This is a genomic window from Nitrospirillum guaranorum, from assembly GCF_034653275.1.
GTDB lineage: Bacteria > Pseudomonadota > Alphaproteobacteria > Azospirillales > Azospirillaceae > Nitrospirillum.
Genome location: NZ_JAYEES010000001.1, coordinates 460028 through 476459, shown reverse-complemented (window position 1 = coordinate 476459; position 16432 = coordinate 460028). Strand labels below are relative to the sequence as shown.

At 68.2% G+C, this 16432-nt stretch carries 16 protein-coding genes; 11 read left to right on the top strand and 5 right to left on the bottom strand.

What is annotated here, in order from left to right; all coding sequences use genetic code 11:
- Positions 1-26 precede the first annotated feature (26 nt).
- The 9 genes from bufB (UAJ10_RS01840) to UAJ10_RS01800 all read left to right on the top strand — a co-directional run bounded on the left by bufB (UAJ10_RS01840) (position 27) and on the right by UAJ10_RS01800 (position 10422).
- Positions 27-875 (top strand): MNIO family bufferin maturase, encoded by an 849-nt coding sequence (gene bufB, locus UAJ10_RS01840; protein ID WP_322913651.1) that lies wholly within the window; start codon positions 27-29, stop codon positions 873-875.
- Positions 859-1596 carry a DNA-binding domain-containing protein gene (locus UAJ10_RS01835; RefSeq protein ID WP_322913649.1) on the top strand — a complete coding sequence of 246 codons (738 nt, stop codon included), beginning with the start codon at positions 859-861 and terminating at the stop codon, positions 1594-1596. The genes bufB (UAJ10_RS01840) and UAJ10_RS01835 overlap by 17 nt, the downstream gene beginning before the upstream one ends.
- A complete protein-coding gene (locus tag UAJ10_RS01830; RefSeq protein ID WP_322913647.1) occupies positions 1593-2090 on the top strand; it encodes a DoxX family protein in 498 nt (165 codons plus the stop codon). The genes UAJ10_RS01835 and UAJ10_RS01830 overlap by 4 nt, the downstream gene beginning before the upstream one ends.
- Before the next feature lie 74 nt (positions 2091-2164).
- Positions 2165-2689 carry a hypothetical protein gene (locus UAJ10_RS01825; RefSeq protein ID WP_322913646.1) on the top strand — a complete coding sequence of 175 codons (525 nt, stop codon included), beginning with the start codon at positions 2165-2167 and terminating at the stop codon, positions 2687-2689.
- Positions 2647-3213, top strand: coding sequence for a hypothetical protein (locus UAJ10_RS01820; RefSeq protein ID WP_322913645.1), 567 nt, complete (start codon positions 2647-2649; stop codon positions 3211-3213). Before UAJ10_RS01825 ends, UAJ10_RS01820 begins: the two co-directional genes overlap by 43 nt.
- Positions 3214-3322: 109 nt before the next feature.
- Entirely contained in the window at positions 3323-4219 is an 897-nt protein-coding gene (locus UAJ10_RS01815) for a LysR family transcriptional regulator (RefSeq protein ID WP_322913643.1), read from the top strand.
- A gap of 89 nt (positions 4220-4308) precedes the next feature.
- Positions 4309-7101: a DUF5695 domain-containing protein gene (locus UAJ10_RS01810; protein ID WP_322913641.1), complete on the top strand. Its 2793-nt coding sequence runs from the start codon at positions 4309-4311 to the stop codon at positions 7099-7101.
- 81 nt (positions 7102-7182) lie between these two features.
- Positions 7183-7491, top strand: coding sequence for a hypothetical protein (locus UAJ10_RS01805; RefSeq protein ID WP_322913639.1), 309 nt, complete (start codon positions 7183-7185; stop codon positions 7489-7491).
- 117 nt (positions 7492-7608) lie between these two features.
- On the top strand, positions 7609-10422 hold the full coding sequence (locus UAJ10_RS01800; protein WP_322913637.1) for a rhomboid family intramembrane serine protease: 2814 nt from the start codon (positions 7609-7611) through the stop codon (positions 10420-10422).
- A 16-nt stretch (positions 10423-10438) separates the two neighbouring features.
- On the opposite strand, the gene UAJ10_RS01795 is transcribed toward UAJ10_RS01800, so the two are convergent.
- Positions 10439-10786 carry an ArsR/SmtB family transcription factor gene (locus UAJ10_RS01795; RefSeq protein WP_322913635.1) on the bottom strand — a complete coding sequence of 116 codons (348 nt, stop codon included), beginning with the start codon at positions 10784-10786 and terminating at the stop codon, positions 10439-10441.
- A gap of 59 nt (positions 10787-10845) precedes the next feature.
- Complete coding sequence (locus UAJ10_RS01790) at positions 10846-12024, bottom strand: NADH:flavin oxidoreductase (RefSeq protein WP_322913633.1); 1179 nt, start codon at positions 12022-12024, stop codon at positions 10846-10848.
- 277 nt (positions 12025-12301) lie between these two features.
- On the opposite strand from UAJ10_RS01790, the gene UAJ10_RS01785 reads away from it, so the two are divergent.
- Complete coding sequence (locus tag UAJ10_RS01785) at positions 12302-12976, top strand: class I SAM-dependent methyltransferase (protein WP_322913632.1); 675 nt, start codon at positions 12302-12304, stop codon at positions 12974-12976.
- Positions 12977-13073: 97 nt separating this feature from the next.
- Positions 13074-14255 carry a Na+/H+ antiporter NhaA gene (nhaA, locus tag UAJ10_RS01780; protein ID WP_322913630.1) on the top strand — a complete coding sequence of 394 codons (1182 nt, stop codon included), beginning with the start codon at positions 13074-13076 and terminating at the stop codon, positions 14253-14255.
- On the opposite strand, the gene UAJ10_RS01775 is transcribed toward nhaA, so the two are convergent.
- The 3 genes from UAJ10_RS01775 to UAJ10_RS01765 are packed head-to-tail and all read right to left on the bottom strand — an operon-like array spanning position 14252 to position 16246.
- Positions 14252-15001, bottom strand: a complete 750-nt coding sequence (locus UAJ10_RS01775) for a DNA-binding domain-containing protein (protein ID WP_322913628.1) — start codon at positions 14999-15001, stop codon at positions 14252-14254. The genes nhaA and UAJ10_RS01775 overlap by 4 nt on opposite strands.
- Positions 14994-15896 carry an MNIO family bufferin maturase gene (bufB, locus tag UAJ10_RS01770; RefSeq protein ID WP_322913627.1) on the bottom strand — a complete coding sequence of 301 codons (903 nt, stop codon included), beginning with the start codon at positions 15894-15896 and terminating at the stop codon, positions 14994-14996. Before bufB (UAJ10_RS01770) ends, UAJ10_RS01775 begins: the two co-directional genes overlap by 8 nt.
- Before the next feature lie 32 nt (positions 15897-15928).
- On the bottom strand, positions 15929-16246 hold the full coding sequence (locus UAJ10_RS01765; protein ID WP_322913625.1) for a BufA1 family periplasmic bufferin-type metallophore: 318 nt from the start codon (positions 16244-16246) through the stop codon (positions 15929-15931).
- Positions 16247-16432: the final 186 nt, after the last annotated feature.

The window sequence follows — 16432 nt, the reverse complement described above, 5'->3', positions numbered from 1 at the left end:
CACCAGAAGCCAGGGAGGGAGCCGTCATGGGCATCACCGGTATCGGCCTGAAGGCCCGCCATACGGCCGAGCTGTTGGCCCGCCGCCCCTCCCTGCGCTTTTTGGAAGTGCACGCCGAGAACTACATGGGGGCCGGCGGCCCGGCGCACCGCTGGCTGGCCGCGCTGCGCGAGGCGTATCCGGTGTCCATCCACGGCGTCGGTTTGTCCCTGGGCGGGGCGGAGCCGCTGGACACCGATCACCTGGCCGATCTGGCGGCCCTGGTGGATCGCTATCAGCCGGAATGGGTGTCGGAGCATCTGGCCTGGTGCCGCATCGACGGCACCTACCTCAACGACCTGCTGCCCATTCCCTATACCGACGCCAGCCTGGCCCTGGTGGCCGATCACATCGACCAGACGCAGACGGCCCTGCGCCGCCGCATCCTGGTCGAGAACCCGTCGAGCTACATGGCCTTCCCGGAAAGCGATTGGGAAGAGGCCGCCTTCCTGGCGGAACTGGCCCGCCGTACCGGCTGCGGCATCCTGCTGGACGTGAACAACATCCATGTCAGCGCCCACAATGTCGGGCTGGACGCGGGGGCCTACCTGGCCGCCCTGCCCGCCGGCGCCGTAGGCGAAATCCACGTGGCGGGGCATGAGCCCGTCGAGCATGAGGGCCGCGCCGTGCTGCTGGACACCCACGGCGTCCCCGTCACGGCCGCCGTGTGGGACCTGTACCGCCAGGCGCTGACCCGCTTCGGCCCCGTCCCCACCCTGGTGGAGCGGGACGCCAACATCCCACCCCTGGCCGAATTGCTGGCCGAGGCCGCCACCGCGGACGGTATCGCCGGGGCCCTTCTGGATAAGGAAGCGGCCCATGCCCACGCTGCTTGAGCGCCAGCGCGACATGCGCGACTGGGTGCTGGCCGCGGCCGGCGCCCCGCCCCTGCCCAACGCCGCCCTGCACCGTGACAACACCCTGGGCGGCCTGGCGGCGGTCCTGGCCGCCGCTTTCCCCGTCACCCAGCGCCTGGTGGGCGAGGCCTGTTTCGCGGGCCTGGCCCAGGCCTATATCCGCCACGAACCGCCGCACGAGGCGCCGTTGCTGCGGTACGGCACAGGCTTCCCCGCGTGGCTGAGCGGGCAGGCGGTGGCGCGGCAGCTGCCCTACCTGGCCGATGTCGCCCGGTTGGAGGCGGCATGGACCCATGCCTACCACGCGGCGGAGGCGGCCCCCCTGGACGCGGGCGCCCTGGCCACCCTGGGCGACGCGGTGGAGGACGCCGTCTGGCGCCTGCACCCCAGCCATCGCTTCATCACCAGCCCTTGGCCGGTGGACCGCATCTGGCGGGCCAACCAGCCGGACGTCACCGACGCGGCGGTGGACCTGGACACCGACGGCGACACCCACCTGCTGGTGGTGCGCCCGGCGGCCGAGGTGCTGCTGGTCCGCCTGGGCCCCGGCGCCTTCGCCCTGCTGATGGCCCTGGGCGCCGGTTTGCCCCTGGGCAGCGCCTGGGACAACGCGCTGGCCCTGGACGCGGGCTTCAATCTGGAACACGAATTAACCGGCCTGCTGGCGGCGCAGGTCTTCACCGGAGTGGAATTGCCATGACCCTGCCCCTGACGCCCACCACCGCGCCCGGCAAGCCCGCGCCCATCGCCCTGGCGCTGGCCATCATCCACCGGCTGGAACGGTTCCCCCGGGGGCTGGACGCCCTGCTGTGGCGCCTGGCGGCGGCCACCGTCTTCTGGCGGTCCGGCCAGACCAAGGTGACGGGCTTCCACATCAACGACACCACGTTCGACCTGTTCCGGGACGAGTACAAGGTGCCCCTGGTCCCGCCGGAGGTGGCGGCCGTGCTGGCCAGCATCACGGAAAACCTCTGCGCCGTGCTGCTGGTCGTCGGCCTGGCGTCGCGCCTGTCGGCCGGCGCGCTGTTCGGCATGACCATGGTGATCGAGATTTTCGTCTATCCGGAAAGCTGGCCCGACCATCTGCTGTGGTCGGCGGTGCTGGTGCCCATCATCCTGCGCGGCCCCGGCGCCCTGTCGTTGGACCATCTGATCCGCCGGCGGCTGGACCCGGCGGCGGGTCACAACTTGTAAGATCATAACGGTTGGAACAAACGCGCCGCACGGACATTCTCAGGCCGGTCCCATCCCGCCTGAGGAGCGACACCATGAGCATCCAGTACGGCACCCGCACCATCACTTTCCAGCCCACCATCAACATGGCGGACGACCTGCCCGGCCTGTTCTCCACCACCCTGTTCTTTCCCAACGAAGCAAGCCACGGCGTGAACATCGACACGGGCTCGGTCGGCATCGTCGTGCCCATCGCCACGCTGCAGGATGGCGACGGCAACTTTCAGCCCTGGGCCCAGCCCACGGGGGAGACGCTGACCTTCACGTACGAGCCCAGCGGCAACACCCGCACCGGGCCGGTGGTGACGGTCACGGGCTTGCAGGTGGGCGACGGCACCCCCCAGGGCACCGCCGTCCTGGGCCCGGTGCGCGTCATGGCCTGCACCAATGACGCCACGGTCTACATGCTGGGCGTGGGCATCGGGCTGGAGGCCAAGGCCACGCTGACCTCATCCACGTCAGATTCAGGGGGAACGCGGCCACGGCGCTGGACAACCCCTTCCTGCACCTGCGCGACATGCTGGAGCCCACCCCCGCGGTGCTGCCGGCCTATGCCCTGACGGCGGCCTTGCAGGACGACGGCCGGCACGGCCTGGTGACCCTGGGGCAGACGGAGGAAAGCCTGCAGGGGTACCGCTTCCTGCCGCTGACGGCCGACGCCAACAGCCCCAGCGGCCTGCAACTGCCTTGGGTGCAACTGACGGTGACGCCGCCGGGCGCCCCGCCCATCCAGACCCAGGCGCAGATGCTGATGGATGCCGGCATCACCAACATGTTCATCGGGGTCATACCCGCGCCCCAGCCGCCCATCCCCTGGCTGAACACCGCCGTCACCATCCAGGCGGAGGATGAGGCGGGCGCCACCGTCCTGAACTACAGCTTCACCAACACCCAGCCGGCCGATGGCCCAGGCCCCAACGTCAATTGCGACCCCAACCAGCCGGCCTCGCCCAGCCGCATCCTGAACGGCGGCCCCAGCCCGCAGGGCGGCAGCTTCCTCAACACCGGCGTCCACCTGCTGGCCGCCTATGATTATGTGGTCGACGCCGTCAACACCCGGCTGGGCCTGCGCCCGCGCCCGTGAGCCCCCGTGCGGCGACGTTTCCCCGCGACAGGCGGCGTCCGGCATGGTTCAACAGGGCCGGACGCCGCCGTTTCTAGGGAAATGCCGATCTCATGGAAATGACCCCCCCATGGAAATGAACCAGGTGCGCTACTTCGTAGCGCTGTGCGAAACCCTGAACTTCACCAAGGCGGCGGATGCCTGCGGCGTGGCCCAGCCCTCGCTGACCAAGGCCATCCAGAAGCTGGAGGAGGAGCTGGGCGGGCCGCTGTTCGTGCGCGAACGCACCCTGACCCATCTGTCCGACCTGGGCCGCCTGATGCGCCCACACCTGGAAGCGGTGTTCCATGCCAGCGAGTCCGCCAAGCTGGAGGCGCGCAGTTTCGGCAAGCTGGAACGCGGCCGCGTGCGCCTGGGCGTCATGTGCACCATCGGTCCCACTCGCCTGGTGGGCTTCCTCAAGCGCTTCCGCGCCGCTTTGCCCTCGGTGGAGGTCACCTTGCGCGACGCGCCGGGGCGCGAGGTGCTGGCCCTGCTGATGGAGGGGGAGCTGGACTGCGCCCTGCTGGGCCTGCCCGACTTGCCGGAACGATTGGAGGTGCGGCCCCTGTACCGGGAGCGCTACACCGTCGCCTTCGCCCCCGGCCACCGGTTCGAGGCCATGGACGTGGTGCCCCTGGCGGAACTGGACCAGGAGGACTACCTGAACCGGGTGAACTGCGAATACCCGCAGCACTTCGACGCCCTGGGCATCCCCGACCCCGCCGATGTCCGCGTCTGTTACGAGAGCGAGCGGGAGGACTGGATCCAGGCCATGATCCTGGCCGGCCTGGGCTGCGCCGTGATGCCGGAATTCCTGCCCATGCTGCCCGGCATCGCCACCCGCCCCCTGATCGAGCCGGAGCTGTCGCGCACCGTCAGCCTAGCCAGCGTCGCTGGCCGCCGCCATTCCCCCGCCCTGCGCGAATTCATGGCCCTGGCCCGCCGGTATGATTGGGGTGGCACGGCTGAGACGGCCGCCGCTTAAGCCCTTTCCGCATCGCGCCGTTCTGTATATTGTATCCAATATTGGTCCCAACAAGAGGGCCATGGGGACAGGCGGAAGGGTCTTGCGCGATGAAGCAGTTGATGAAGCCGGCCGTGGAAACATCCGCCCACGGCCCGCGCCGCCGTGACGTCATGCTGGGCGCCGGGGGCGTGGCGGCCGGGGCGATGCTGGCGGGCCCCGCCACGGCGATGGCCGGCACGGCCAAGCCGGCCAAGCACGCCTTCGCCCTGGCCTTCGACGATTCCGGTCTGACCAGCCTGCGCGCGGCCGGCGACACCTTCGACACCGACTATCTGGAGCCTGGGCAGGCGCTGGGCCACGCCGTCCTGGCCTGGCGCCGCGACGCCACCGGCCCCTGGCGCACGGTGGATACGGCCAGCCTCACGCCCGCCCGCCTGGCCCCGCCCAACGCCCAAGCCCGCGTGGCCGACTATGAGGTCAGCGACGGGGCCGGACCGGCGCTGGACCTGACCGTGCGGCTGGGGATGGAGGACGGGCAACTCGCCTGGCAGGTCACGCTGACCAACCGCGCCGACACGGCGCTGGAGATCGGCGACCTGGCCCTGCCCCTGCCCTTCCATACCGAGTTCAAGGCCAAGCAGCCGGCCACCTCCTCGGTGCTGAAGCACAGCTTCGTCTCCGGCCATGGCTCCTTCCTGTTCTGGATGCGGTCCAACAGCGTCGGCCCCTATCTGGTGATGACGCCGGAGCGGGACACGCATTTCGAATATTGGCAGCCGCGTACCGGCGCCCGGCAGGATTCCGACAGCCCCGTGCGGTCCTACCGCGCCTATCAGGTCTTCATCCACGCCGCCGCCACCGGGGAGGCCATGCGGGCGGAGGGCGGCCGCTGGCGCCAGCCGCTGACCAGCCTGACCCTCAAACCGGGCGAAACCCGCCGCTTCGGCGTCCGCTTCACCTGGGCCGACAGCTATGCCGGCGTGCGCGACACCCTGGTGGCCCAGGGCGGCATCGATGTGGAGGTGGCACAGGGCATGACCCTGCCCACCGACCTGCCCGGCCGCATCGCCCTGCGCACCCAGGACAGCATCGACGCCATCGCGGCGGAATATCCCGACCAGACCACCGTCCTGGACCTGGGCACCCGCAACGGCCGCCGCATCTTTGAACTGCGCTTCCGCCGCCTGGGCGAGAACCTGATCACCATCCGCCACGGACAAGGCCGCGCCACCCATCTGGAGTTCTTCGCCACCGAGCCGGTGGAAACCCTGGTCAAGAAGCGCGCGGCCTTCATCGCCGCCCACCAGCACCGCGATCCGGCCAAGTGGTACAATGGCCTGCTGGCGGAATGGAACATGGAGACCCGGACCCTGCTGGGTCCCGACAACTACGACCGCATCACCGGCTGGCGCATCTATGAGGTGACCTGCGACGACCCGGGGTTGGCCAAGCCGGCCTATCTCGCCAGCAAGAACGCCGAGCACCCTGTGCAGGCGGAGGTGATCGCCCTGGACGATTACGTGCGGCACTTCGTCTGGGGCGGCCTGCAGCGCACGACGGAGGAGGAGGACAGCTACGCCCTCTACGGCATTCCCGACTGGAAGAAGAACCGGGACAGCGCCGACCCCGGCCCCAAGGGGCGCCAGCATTACTGGCGGCCCTACGACTACCCGCACATCATCGCGCTATACCTGGGCCTCTACCGTGTGGCCACCCGCTATCCCGCCATCACCACGCGGCTGGATGCCGCCATATATCTGGAGCGGGCCTACGGCACCACCCGCGCCCTATTCACCATCCCCATGAAGATCGAGCAGTGGAGCGCCTATGAGACCGGCTTCTACAACGAGGTGGTCATCCCCGAGCTGATCGACGCCCTGGACGCGGCCGGAGAGACCGCCAAAGCGGCGGAACTGCGCGGCCATTGGGTGCGCAAGGTCGACTTCTTCGTGAACGGCAGGCCCGACCTGTTCGGGTCGGAATATCCCTTCGATTCCACCGGCTTCGAATCCACCCAGGCCCTGGCCCGCTACGCCCTGGACCATGCCGGGCAGCCGGGCTTCCCCGTCACCAGCCGGGCGGCCGCCCAACGCTTCGCCGACGCCCAGATCGCCGCCAACCTGTTCTGCCGCGGCACCATCGAGCCCGCCTACTATTATCTGGGCAGCGACTACCGCGCCGCCGGCGGCGACGCCTTCACCCTGACCTACATGGCGCAGATGGGCGGCTGGGCCCTGTTGGACCACGCCCTGAACGATGCCGATGACGGACGGCCCGGCATGCGCCTGGCCGCCACTTCCTTCCTCAGCGCCTGGGCCCTGGTCAACAGCGGCACGGCGGAAAGCGACTACGGCTACTGGTATCCCGGCCAGGCCAACGACGGCGCCTCCGGCGGCGGGTTCGAACCGTCATCCCACGGCACCACCTGGCTGGGCCAGCCCCACCACCGGGGCAGTTGGTACTATTCCAGCGAAAGCGACCTGGGCTTCTGCGGCGCCCTGCGCATGGCCGCCACCCTGGTCAGCGACGACCCCGTGTTCGGCCGCTTCTGCTTCGGCGGCACGCTGGAGGAGGAGGACGGCTGGCTGAGGATCACCCCGCGCGACGGCGTCCGCCGCCGCCTGCACGCCCGCCTGACCCGCCAGCGCCTGGACCTGGAGGTGCAGGGCGCCCGCTTCGCGCCGGCCGACAGCATCGCCTGGCATCCCACAGAGGCCCGCCTGCGCCTGACCCTGGACGGCGAAGCCCAGCGCCAACCGCCCACCCTACGCCTGCGCGGCTTGCCCAAGGGTCGCTATCGGGTGACGGGGGGCGGCGTGCTGACCGTGACCGGGGAAGCGCCATGGGTGACGGTGGCGCTGCCGGCGGAGGTGCGGGAGGTGGCGGTGGCGCGGGTGTGAATTCCGGCCCCTTCCCCAACAGGGGGTTCAATGCCATAGAGAGTGGGAACCTGCTCAACCACCGTTCGGCCCCGCCCCCCAATGACCCATCTCGACAAAGTCAGTAAAGTCGCCTTGTGGGTGCTGGGTTTCCTGCTGATCGTGGGCGGGTGCATGGCCATCTTCCCCGCCCTGTTCCTGACGGTGGTGGCGGCCAATGACGGCGCGCAGGGCGGGGCGGCACCGGGCATGGTGTGGCTGCTGATGCCGCTGGTGGTCGCCGGCGTGCCGGTGCTGATCCTGCTGTCGGCCCGCAAGTTCCCAGCCCACGTCAAGCACCACGCCCTCGCCATGCTGCTGGCCTGGGCGGGGGCGCTGTACCTGTTCGACCGGTTCTGGCTGCACCGCTGAGGCGGTGGCCCCCACGATTGGCCTTGCCTTCGCTGGGCGTGAAAAAATAAATTGTTCTGCAATTAAAGGCCCATAGATCGGTGACGCAGGAAGTGCGTTGCCGGATCGGTGGCGGGGATGGGGGATAACGTGGGGTCCACGCCAATGGCGCCGGGCGCGCATGATGGCCTGATTGATTTTTCTCAATATTCAGACGCGCAGTTGCGCGATTTGCAGCAAATTGTCACCCCCGGCGCGTCTTCCCAGAATTATGCGAACCTCATGGCGGAAATCGCGCGACGCGCGGCGATTGGCGAACACGCTTTGGCCGTCGCTGCTGTCAACCAGCGCGCTTCGTGTTGGTCTGTGCGCTTAAGCCGCCATAACGGCCTGCTGGGATGGTTAGAGTCTGTCCGTGACCACCAACCCCTGTATGGCGCAGGATTGGTGGAAATTGATGACATGGGCATCACCTTCCATGGCTGGCGGCGCACCTGGCTTGGCGTACCATTGAGGGCAACCCATGCCATTCCGCGCGCCTCCGTCCGCAACGTCGGCGTCGATGATACGCTTGTGCAATTCGACCAGCGTGGCCTTTCAGGTTGGCTGGCGGTTATTGGCGTGGGTAAGGGGCGGGTGTCCTTTCGGGCCGACTCAGTGACGGACGCCCAGGCCATCGCCCGTGCTCTGCCCGCCACCCGTACGGATGATTTCGACGACAACTGGGCGGCAGTCCGTCAGTTCGACCGGTCAATGGCGGCTGCCGGAGGGGCCTGGATCACGACCGCGCTGGTTCTGGTCAATATCGTTATATTTTCGATAATGGCCTGGGCAGGCGAACGCTTCACCGCATTCGACATTCAGTCCTTGCTCAGTTGGGGCGGCAACTTCGGCGTTCTCACCATCAATGGACAATGGTGGCGTCTATTGACCGCCATGTTCCTACACCTGGATCCCGCCCACCTGCTCGTCAACATTTGGGCACTATGGAGCGTAGGGCGGCTTACCGAACGCTTGTACGGCCGCTGGGTATTTCTGGCCCTGTATTTGGTTATGGGTCTGATGGGGGGTTTGGCCAGCGTCGTTTGGGACCCAGCACGGGTGAGCGCTGGCGCATCAGGCGCCATTTTCGGACTGTTCGGTTTGTTGCTGGCTTATCTTTCACTGCGTCGTACCCAGGTGCCCCGGGCCGTTTTCCGCGCTCATTGGCTGAGCACGGGTGTGTTCGTCGTCTTCAGCCTAACCAACGGCATGCTGCAGACCGGCATCGACAATGCCGCTCACGTGGGCGGACTGGTCGCCGGATTAGTGCTGGGTCGCGTTCTGGCCCAGCCACTCGTGGATACAGGCAGCCAGCGTCCGCGCCCGCTGGCGGTGGGTCTTGCCACAGTCCTACTCGCCATCGCCTCCATCGCCGGCATCCTGCGGGCCCGCAACGAAGGTGTGCAACTGAGCCCTTGGGAGCAATACTGGCAGTCGCATCAGGATCTGGCACGGGACAGCGGCGCGGCGGAGCGCCGTTGGGCCCAGCTGGGCGCACAGGTTAGCGGCGGCTCGATAAGCGTGGCTGGCGCATCGGCGGCCTTTGAAACGGAAATGATTCCCGCTTGGCAAAAAATATACGATCGGCTGCGCCGAGAGAAACCTCTCCTGCCCGCAAGCCAAGCTCGCGCAGGGGCCGAGGCCTTGGCCTATGCCGAAAACCGCTTCAGTTGGGCCAAGGAACTGGTCGCTTCACTGAAGAGGAATGACAATTCCGAATCTGACAAATTGCTGACGTTCAGTAAGAAAAACGATCGTCTTGTCGCATATATGCAATGGCAAAACCTACGCGCAGCCTCAACCCACCGCCCCACTGCACTTTCCAACAGCACCTTTGTAACCTATGCCCGCGCACTGCTGCGGCACGGTGGCACCGATTGCGTTCATGGGCCAGCCGTTTTCGGCCGCAACCCCACCGCTAGCGACGCCCAGGGCGACGGCCCGGCCTTGAGACAAGCCGCCGGATGCGCCGCGCAACAAGCCCTGCGCAAGGGTGACTACGCGGCCCTGGAGGCCGCGTTCGCCGAAGGACTGCGAACCATTGGCGAGATGCCCGATGGTGGATCGCGCCTGCAGGGAACCGTTGGCGGTCTGAACGACCTGTTCGATTATGAAGGCCTGAGCGTCGATGATCAATTCGCCCGCATCGCCAGTTGGCGCCGCGCCTACCCACAGTCCGTCTACCCTGACTTGATGGAAGTGCAGGTTCTTTACACCTGGGCCTGGTGGGCACGGGGACACGGAGGAGCCGATACAGTCAGCGGCCAAGCGCAGGCCATTTACAACTTCCGCCTCGCCATGGCGGCTGCGGCATTGAATGAAATCAGGGAGCGGGCAAATAGCACGCCGCTTTGGTACTTGATGTCTATGGCAATCGGTATTAGCGAGGGCTCGGGGTTGAAGGAATTGCGGGCGACCTTCGATGAAGGGCACACAAAGTTCCCTCGTTATTATGCCCTACATAGACAAATGCTGCGCGCTCTTATGCCCCGCTGGTACGGGTCGGCTGACGACCTGACTAAGTTTTTCTCCGATATAGTCAACAAGGCACCAGAAGCCGAGCGCGAGGAAATATTCGCGCGCCTCGCCTGGGACTATTCAGTTATGGAAAGCGACGATTACGACATCACGGTGGAAAACCATTTTGGCTGGCCTTCTCTGATGACCGGATACCAGAGCCTGATAAAGCGTTACCCCGCGAGCGATTTCTGGATTAACGTCTACGCCAACATGGCCTGCCGCGTCGGCAGTGATTTGGAATACATAAAGCTGCGGCCTGACCTCAGTACGCGCGTGTCGTCGATTGTGTGGTCGGACAAGATTTCGGTCGCCACCTGCGACAAGAAATTCGAGCGGCCCATGAAGCGCTACAGGCAGGATCATCCCGACTGGCACGGCCCGGCCCTATGAGCCACGCGCCGCGACCTCAGTCGCCGCCGCCCTCGTAATCGCCCCGCTTCACCAGCATCTGGCAGAGCTGCTTGCCGAAGGTGCTCATGAACTCGTTGATCAGCGCCTCGTCGCGCCGATAGAAGGTCCATTGCCCCACGCGGTGGGAGGTCAGCAGGCCGGCGCGCTGCAGCATGGCCAGGTAGGTCGAGACGGTGGACTGCGACAGGTCCGTCTTTTCCAGGATACGGGTGACGCACACGCCCTTTTCGACGGGGTAGCCCTCGGGCTGGGCGCCGAAGTGGGTGGCCGGGTCCTTCAGCCACAACAGGATGTCGCGCCGGACCGGGTTGGCCAGGGCCTTCAGGATCGCTTCCACATCCATCGCGTCGACATCCACACCCTATGAAACCGGGGAGGGTTCGTCCCTCCCCGGTCCGAAAATCAGACCACCAGCCGGTCCAGCGCGGCGCGGTCGAAGGGGATCACCTCGTCCACGCGGCCGTCGCGGACCTTGATGGCCCAATCGGGATCGCTGAGCAAGACCCGGCCCACGCCCAGCAGGTCGAAATCACCCCGCGCCAGGGCCTGGGCCGCCTGGTCCACGTCGGTCGGCTTCACCTCGAAGGCGTCGCGGTTGGCGAACATGCCGACCTTGAAGGCGCCGTCCAGGCCCACGCTGCCCACGGCGATGACGGGCTTGCCCGTCAGACGCTTGGTCCAGGCGGCCAGCGTGTCGGGCGATCCGTCAAAAGCGGGTTCCCAATACCGCCGGGTGCTGACGTGGAAGACGTCCACGCCGGCCTCGGCCAGGGGGGTCAGGATGCGGCCCAGTTCTTCCGGCGTCTGGGCGATGCGGGCGTTGTAGTCGACGCCCTTCCACTGTGAGAAGCGGAAGACGATGGGGAAGTCTGGGCTGACGGCGGCGCGCACCGCCCGCACGATCTCCACCGCGAAGCGCGTGCGGTTCTCCAGACTGCCGCCATAGGCGTCGGTGCGCTGGTTGGTCTGTTCCCAGAAGAAGTCGTCGATGATGTAGCCGTGGGCGCCATGCAGTTCCGCCCCGTCAAAGCCCAGACGCTCCGCGTCCGCGGCGGCCTGGGCGAAGGCGGCGACCACGGCGTCGATGTCGGCCTGGGTCATGGCCCGCACCACTTCGACCCCGTCGGCCACGATGGCGGAGGGGCCGTAGCCCGGGACGCTGGGGTCCGGCTCCACCCCCGGGCGGCGGGCGATGCCCACGTGCCACAGCTGGGGAATGATGCGCCCGCCCTCGGCATGCACGGCGTCCACCACCCGCTTCCAGCCGGCCAGCGCCTCGGCCCCGTGGAAGGCCGGCACCTGGGGATAGCCGTTGGCGGCCGGGTGGTTGATGGTGGTGCCCTCGGTGATCAGCAGGCCCACGCCGCCCCGCACCCGGCGGCGGTAATAGGCCACGACCTCATCCGTGGGCACGCGGCCCGGTGACTTGTTCCGGGTCATGGGCGCCATCACCAGACGGTTGGCCAGGGTGTGCCGACCAAAGGCGAAGGGCTGGAACAAGGGCGCCACCGCCGCGTTGACGGAAGAGGCAGCCGGAGTCGCACCGGAATCGGCGGTCGGAGCGGGGGTAGCAGTGTCCATGAGGGAGCCTTGCCTGGTTGGGAAGGAAGAGACGCTTCGGTATATCGCGTTTTCTCGATATATCAAGTCCCTGGTTTGGCGGCATTTTTACGCAGATGAAATGTTGCGCCGCAAACCAACCAATCATTAACGATTGATCGCCTATGGTATGCGCTGGGAAATGCGCTACGCTTTGATGACAGGCTTTGAAGAGGCCAGCAAAACAGCAGACGCAGATTGGGTTTATGCGCGCCAGCCGGCGCCGTGACAGCAGGAGGACAGCAGGATGGCGGCACCCGTGTCAGCCCGAGCAAGCCTATTGGAAACCGGGCGTAATGATGCGCTGCAGCGGAGCCTGATCCCCTGTTTCGATGCCTTCTACGGCGCGGCGCTGACCCTGATCGACGACTGGGGCGCCCCCACCCGGCCCCGCGTGCTGGACCTGGGCGCCAATGGCGGCCTGTTCGCCTCGCTGGTGCGCGTCCGGCTGCCCCATGCCCACCTGCACCTGGTGGAAGAAACCCCCCAGGCGATGGAGCAGAGCCGCCGCCGTTTCGCCGGCGACGCCCGCGTCAGCTTCGCCCTGGCGGAGTTGGAGGAGGCCGACCTGACCGGCCCCTGGGACCTGGTCATCTCGTCCCTCACCATCCACCATCTGGACCATAACGCCAAGCGCGACCTGTACGGCCGCGTCAACCAGGCGCTGGCCCCCGGCGGCCTGTTCGTCAGCGCCGAGCAGGTGCTGGGCCCCACCGCCGAGGTGGAAAGCCAGTATGACCGGCTGTGGCAGTCCGAGGCCAGCGACCTGGGCGTGCCGGCGGTGGAGCTGTCGCGTGCCCGCGACCGCCTGCGCCAGGACCATTGCGCCACCCTGGGCGAACAGCTGATGTGGATGGCGGAGGCCGGCCTGCGCGACGTGGACTGCGCCTTCAAATCCTGGCGCTTCGCCGTGATGAGCGCGCGCCACCACTGATCTTTAACGCCCGGTGCTGCGGCTTTGGGTGGCAATCGGCGGCCCCGTCCGTAAAGTGGGACGGGTACCCGCCCGTTGAGCCGTAGGCTTGCCGCCCATGATCCAGTCCCTGGTCCGCCGCATCCATTACCGTGTGGAGCGCTTCCTCGCCCTGGATAACTGGGGCGAGATCCTGCTGCTGGCCCTGTCGCTGGCGGGGCTGGCCGTGGCCAACTCCGCTCTGGCGCCCACCTATTTCCATGCGTTGCACGCTCCACTGGGCGTCGGGCCCGCCACCCTGTCGGTGGAGCAGTGGGTCAACGACCTGCTGATGGCGCTGTTCTTCCTGCTGGTGGGGCTGGAGATCAAGCGCGAGATGGTGGGCGGGGACCTGTCCAGCCCGTCGCAGATCGCCTTGCCCGGCATCGCGGCCCTGGGCGGCGTGCTGTTCCCGGTGCTGATCTACATCGCGCTGAACTGGGGCCATGCCGATGCGCTGGCCGGCTGGGCCACGCCGGCGGCCACCGACATCGCCTTCGCCCTGGCGGCGCTGTCGGCCTTCGGGCGCGGCCTGCCCCGCTCCGCCTTCCTGTTCCTGTCGTCGCTGGCGATTTTCGATGATCTGGCGGCCATCCTGATCATCGCCCTGTTCTACAGTGGCGGCCTGTCCTGGCCCGACATGGGCCTGGCCGCCCTGGCGCTAGCGGTGCTGGTGGGCATGAACCGCCTGGGCGTGCGCCGGCTGGCGCCGTACCTGGTGGTGGGCCTGGCCCTGTGGGTGGCGGTGCTGCGCTCCGGCATCCACGCCACCATGGCCGGCGTGCTGCTGGCCCTGACCATCCCCCTGGGCAGCGAGGAGGAGGAGGCCACCGGCCGGTCGCCGCTGCACCGGCTGGAGTCGGCGTTGCATCCCCTCGTCTATTTCGGCGTGCTGCCCCTGTTCGGCTTCGCCAACGCCGGCGTCAGCTTCCAGGGCCTGGACTGGTCCAGCCTGCTGGACCCCGTGCCGCTGGGCATCGCGCTGGGCTTGTTCCTGGGCAAGCAGCTGGGCGTCTTCGCCTTCACGCTGGGCGCCGTGCGCCTGGGCCTGGCCCAGCTGCCGGCGCAGGTGGGCTGGGGCAGCCTCTACGGCATCGCCATGCTGTGCGGCATCGGCTTCACCATGAGCCTGTTCATCGCCGGCCTGGCCTTCCCCGACGCCGGCCTGGCGGGAGAGGCCAAGCTGGGCGTGTTCAGCGGGTCGCTGATCTCGGCCCTGGGCGGCGGGCTGTGGCTGGCGCTGGCCCGGCGCAAGGCCTAAAGGCTGGCGCCGGCCAGCGCGCCCTGGGCCAGCAGCATGTGCAGCATGGCCTGCAAATCCAGCTCCGGCTCCACCAGCAGGCCGGCCTCGGCCGCTTGCGTCAGCATGTCGCCGTTCAGCAGCGACTGGATGGCGGCGGCGGCCCCGGGGGGCAGGGACACGCAGACGATGCCGTCGGGCGGGCGCAGCACCAGCACCTCGCCATCCGCCGCCTCCGGTGCCGGCGGCACCCAGGCCTCATCCTCCTGCGCCTGGCGCCACAGGGGCAGCACATCATGCCCCAGCCACACCACCCGGGCGGCCGGATGGGCGATGAAGCGCAGCCGGGCATAGTCGCCGGGGGGAAAGGCCGCCAATCGCTCCACCGTCAGGGCGGGGGCGTCAGGGGCGAAGTAGGCCTCCATCACCGCCCATTCCAGGCGCGCCATGTCTGCCGCGCCGGCGTCCAGCGGCGCCAGCGCCGCGGGGAAGCCGCCGCCGTAGGCTGCCAATTGCGGCCGCGTGGGCGGGTGGGCGCGCACGAAATCCAGGGCCGCCGCGCGGAAGGCCGGCAGGCCCATCAGCCGCAAGGTGACGGGGAAGGCGGCGGCCAGCGCCTCCGCCAGCGATTGCTGGACGTTGGCGCGATAGATCTTCAGCCGCGCCCCGGCCACCGCGCCGGGGGCGAGGTCAATGCCGGCCCCGCCTTCACCGCCGCCGGCGGCCAGCACCGCGCGCTGCATCTGCCGCTGGAACGCCTCAAGCATGGGCCACCTCGTCCAGCAAGGACTGGGCACGGGCCGCCTCCCCCAGCAGCACCTCCAGCGGCGGCACGTCCATGTCCCATTCCACCAGCACCGGCAGCGGCCCGGTGCGGGCCAGCACGCCGGCCAGCAAATCCCAGACGGTGTCCGACACCCGGCTGCCGTGGTCGTCGATCAGCACCACGCCGCCGGCCCCCGCGTCCGGGCCGACCCAGGGGGCGAAGGCCTCGCGCCGGTGGCCCGCGACATGGATTTCGCCCACCGCCTCCAGCGGGAAATCCGCCAGGTAGGCGGCGGCGTCGAAACCCAGGTTATGGGCGCAAACCACCACGTTGTTGATGTCCAGCAGCAGGCCGCAGCCGGTGCGGGCCACTAGGTCCGCCAGGAACCGCGGCTCGGGAATGGCCTCCACCCCCGGCGGCAGGGTCAGCGGCATGTAGAGGGAGGGGTTTTCCACCAGCAGGCGGCGGCCCAGCGCGTCCTGGGCATGGGCGATGTTGACCGCCACCACGTCCCGCGTCTCCGCCGTCAGCGGCAGAGGCAGCAAATCGTTGAGGTAGGCGCCGCCGGTCCCCGTCCATGCCAGGTGGTCGGAGATCTGGTCGGGCCGCAACCGGTCATACAGCTGGCGCAGATTGGCCAGGTGGCTGGCATCCAGCCCGGTGGCGCTGCCCAGGGACAGCCCCACCCCGTGGCAGGACAGGGCGTAGTCGCGGCGGATGGTTTCCAATGCCGCCAAGCGCGGCCCGCCCGCGACCAGGTAGGTCTCGCTGTGCACCTCCACCCAGGCCACGTCCGGCCGCCCGTCGCCCAGGAAGGCCGGGACGTGGGGATGGCGCAGGCCGATGCCGGCGCGGCGCGGCAGCGCGACGGCGGGGGGCGGCGCGACGGTGTCCATGGGCGCCCTTCTGTCCACGGGGGCCCGGCCGGTCAGTCTTGCGCCGGCTTCTGCGCGGCCGCCTTGGGCGGCTTGCCCACGCCCTTGAACGGCTTCAGCTTGCCGCCCAGCGTCTTGCACTCGCCCTTGGCCACGTCCAGGTATTCCTGGCCATCGTAGTCCACCTTGGACATGGCGCCGCAATCATGGGTGCCGGCGGCCGATGAGCACGAATTCTCCCCCGCCTTGGCGATGCCGTAGCACTTTTCCCGGCCCGGGGGCGCGGGGGCGTCGTGCGCGGCGGCGCTGAGCGCCGTCAGGGCGCCGGCCAGTGCCAGGGCTGCGGTCAGGGCGGTGGTTCGGTCGGTCATCAGGCCATCCTTCGGCAAAGACGGGCGCCATCGCGCGCGCCCAGGGGCCGCCCCACCGGGCGGGCCCGCAGACCCTACGCCCTTTGACGCCGCGACAAAACCCCTGGCTTGCGTGTGAAATCGACGCGGCGGGGGCATGATTGGTGCGACGAATGGAACAATGAATTCCAGGTGACCTTGATTGTG

Bases quoted from the DNA above. Each gene is read 5' to 3' on its own strand.
- bufB (WP_322913651.1), top strand. From the start codon at position 27: ATGGGCATCACCGGTATCGGCCTGAAGGCCCGCCATACGGCCGAGCTG.
- UAJ10_RS01835 (WP_322913649.1), top strand. From the start codon at position 859: ATGCCCACGCTGCTTGAGCGCCAGCGCGACATGCGCGACTGGGTGCTG.
- UAJ10_RS01830 (WP_322913647.1), top strand. From the start codon at position 1,593: ATGACCCTGCCCCTGACGCCCACCACCGCGCCCGGCAAGCCCGCGCCC.
- UAJ10_RS01825 (WP_322913646.1), top strand. From the start codon at position 2,165: ATGAGCATCCAGTACGGCACCCGCACCATCACTTTCCAGCCCACCATC.
- UAJ10_RS01820 (WP_322913645.1), top strand. From the start codon at position 2,647: ATGCTGGAGCCCACCCCCGCGGTGCTGCCGGCCTATGCCCTGACGGCG.
- UAJ10_RS01815 (WP_322913643.1), top strand. From the start codon at position 3,323: ATGGAAATGAACCAGGTGCGCTACTTCGTAGCGCTGTGCGAAACCCTG.
- UAJ10_RS01810 (WP_322913641.1), top strand. From the start codon at position 4,309: ATGAAGCAGTTGATGAAGCCGGCCGTGGAAACATCCGCCCACGGCCCG.
- UAJ10_RS01805 (WP_322913639.1), top strand. From the start codon at position 7,183: ATGACCCATCTCGACAAAGTCAGTAAAGTCGCCTTGTGGGTGCTGGGT.
- UAJ10_RS01800 (WP_322913637.1), top strand. From the start codon at position 7,609: ATGGGGGATAACGTGGGGTCCACGCCAATGGCGCCGGGCGCGCATGAT.
- UAJ10_RS01795 (WP_322913635.1), bottom strand. From the start codon at position 10,786: ATGGATGTGGAAGCGATCCTGAAGGCCCTGGCCAACCCGGTCCGGCGC.
- UAJ10_RS01790 (WP_322913633.1), bottom strand. From the start codon at position 12,024: ATGGACACTGCTACCCCCGCTCCGACCGCCGATTCCGGTGCGACTCCG.
- nhaA (WP_322913630.1), top strand. From the start codon at position 13,074: ATGATCCAGTCCCTGGTCCGCCGCATCCATTACCGTGTGGAGCGCTTC.
- UAJ10_RS01775 (WP_322913628.1), bottom strand. From the start codon at position 15,001: ATGCTTGAGGCGTTCCAGCGGCAGATGCAGCGCGCGGTGCTGGCCGCC.
- bufB (WP_322913627.1), bottom strand. From the start codon at position 15,896: ATGGACACCGTCGCGCCGCCCCCCGCCGTCGCGCTGCCGCGCCGCGCC.
- UAJ10_RS01765 (WP_322913625.1), bottom strand. From the start codon at position 16,246: ATGACCGACCGAACCACCGCCCTGACCGCAGCCCTGGCACTGGCCGGC.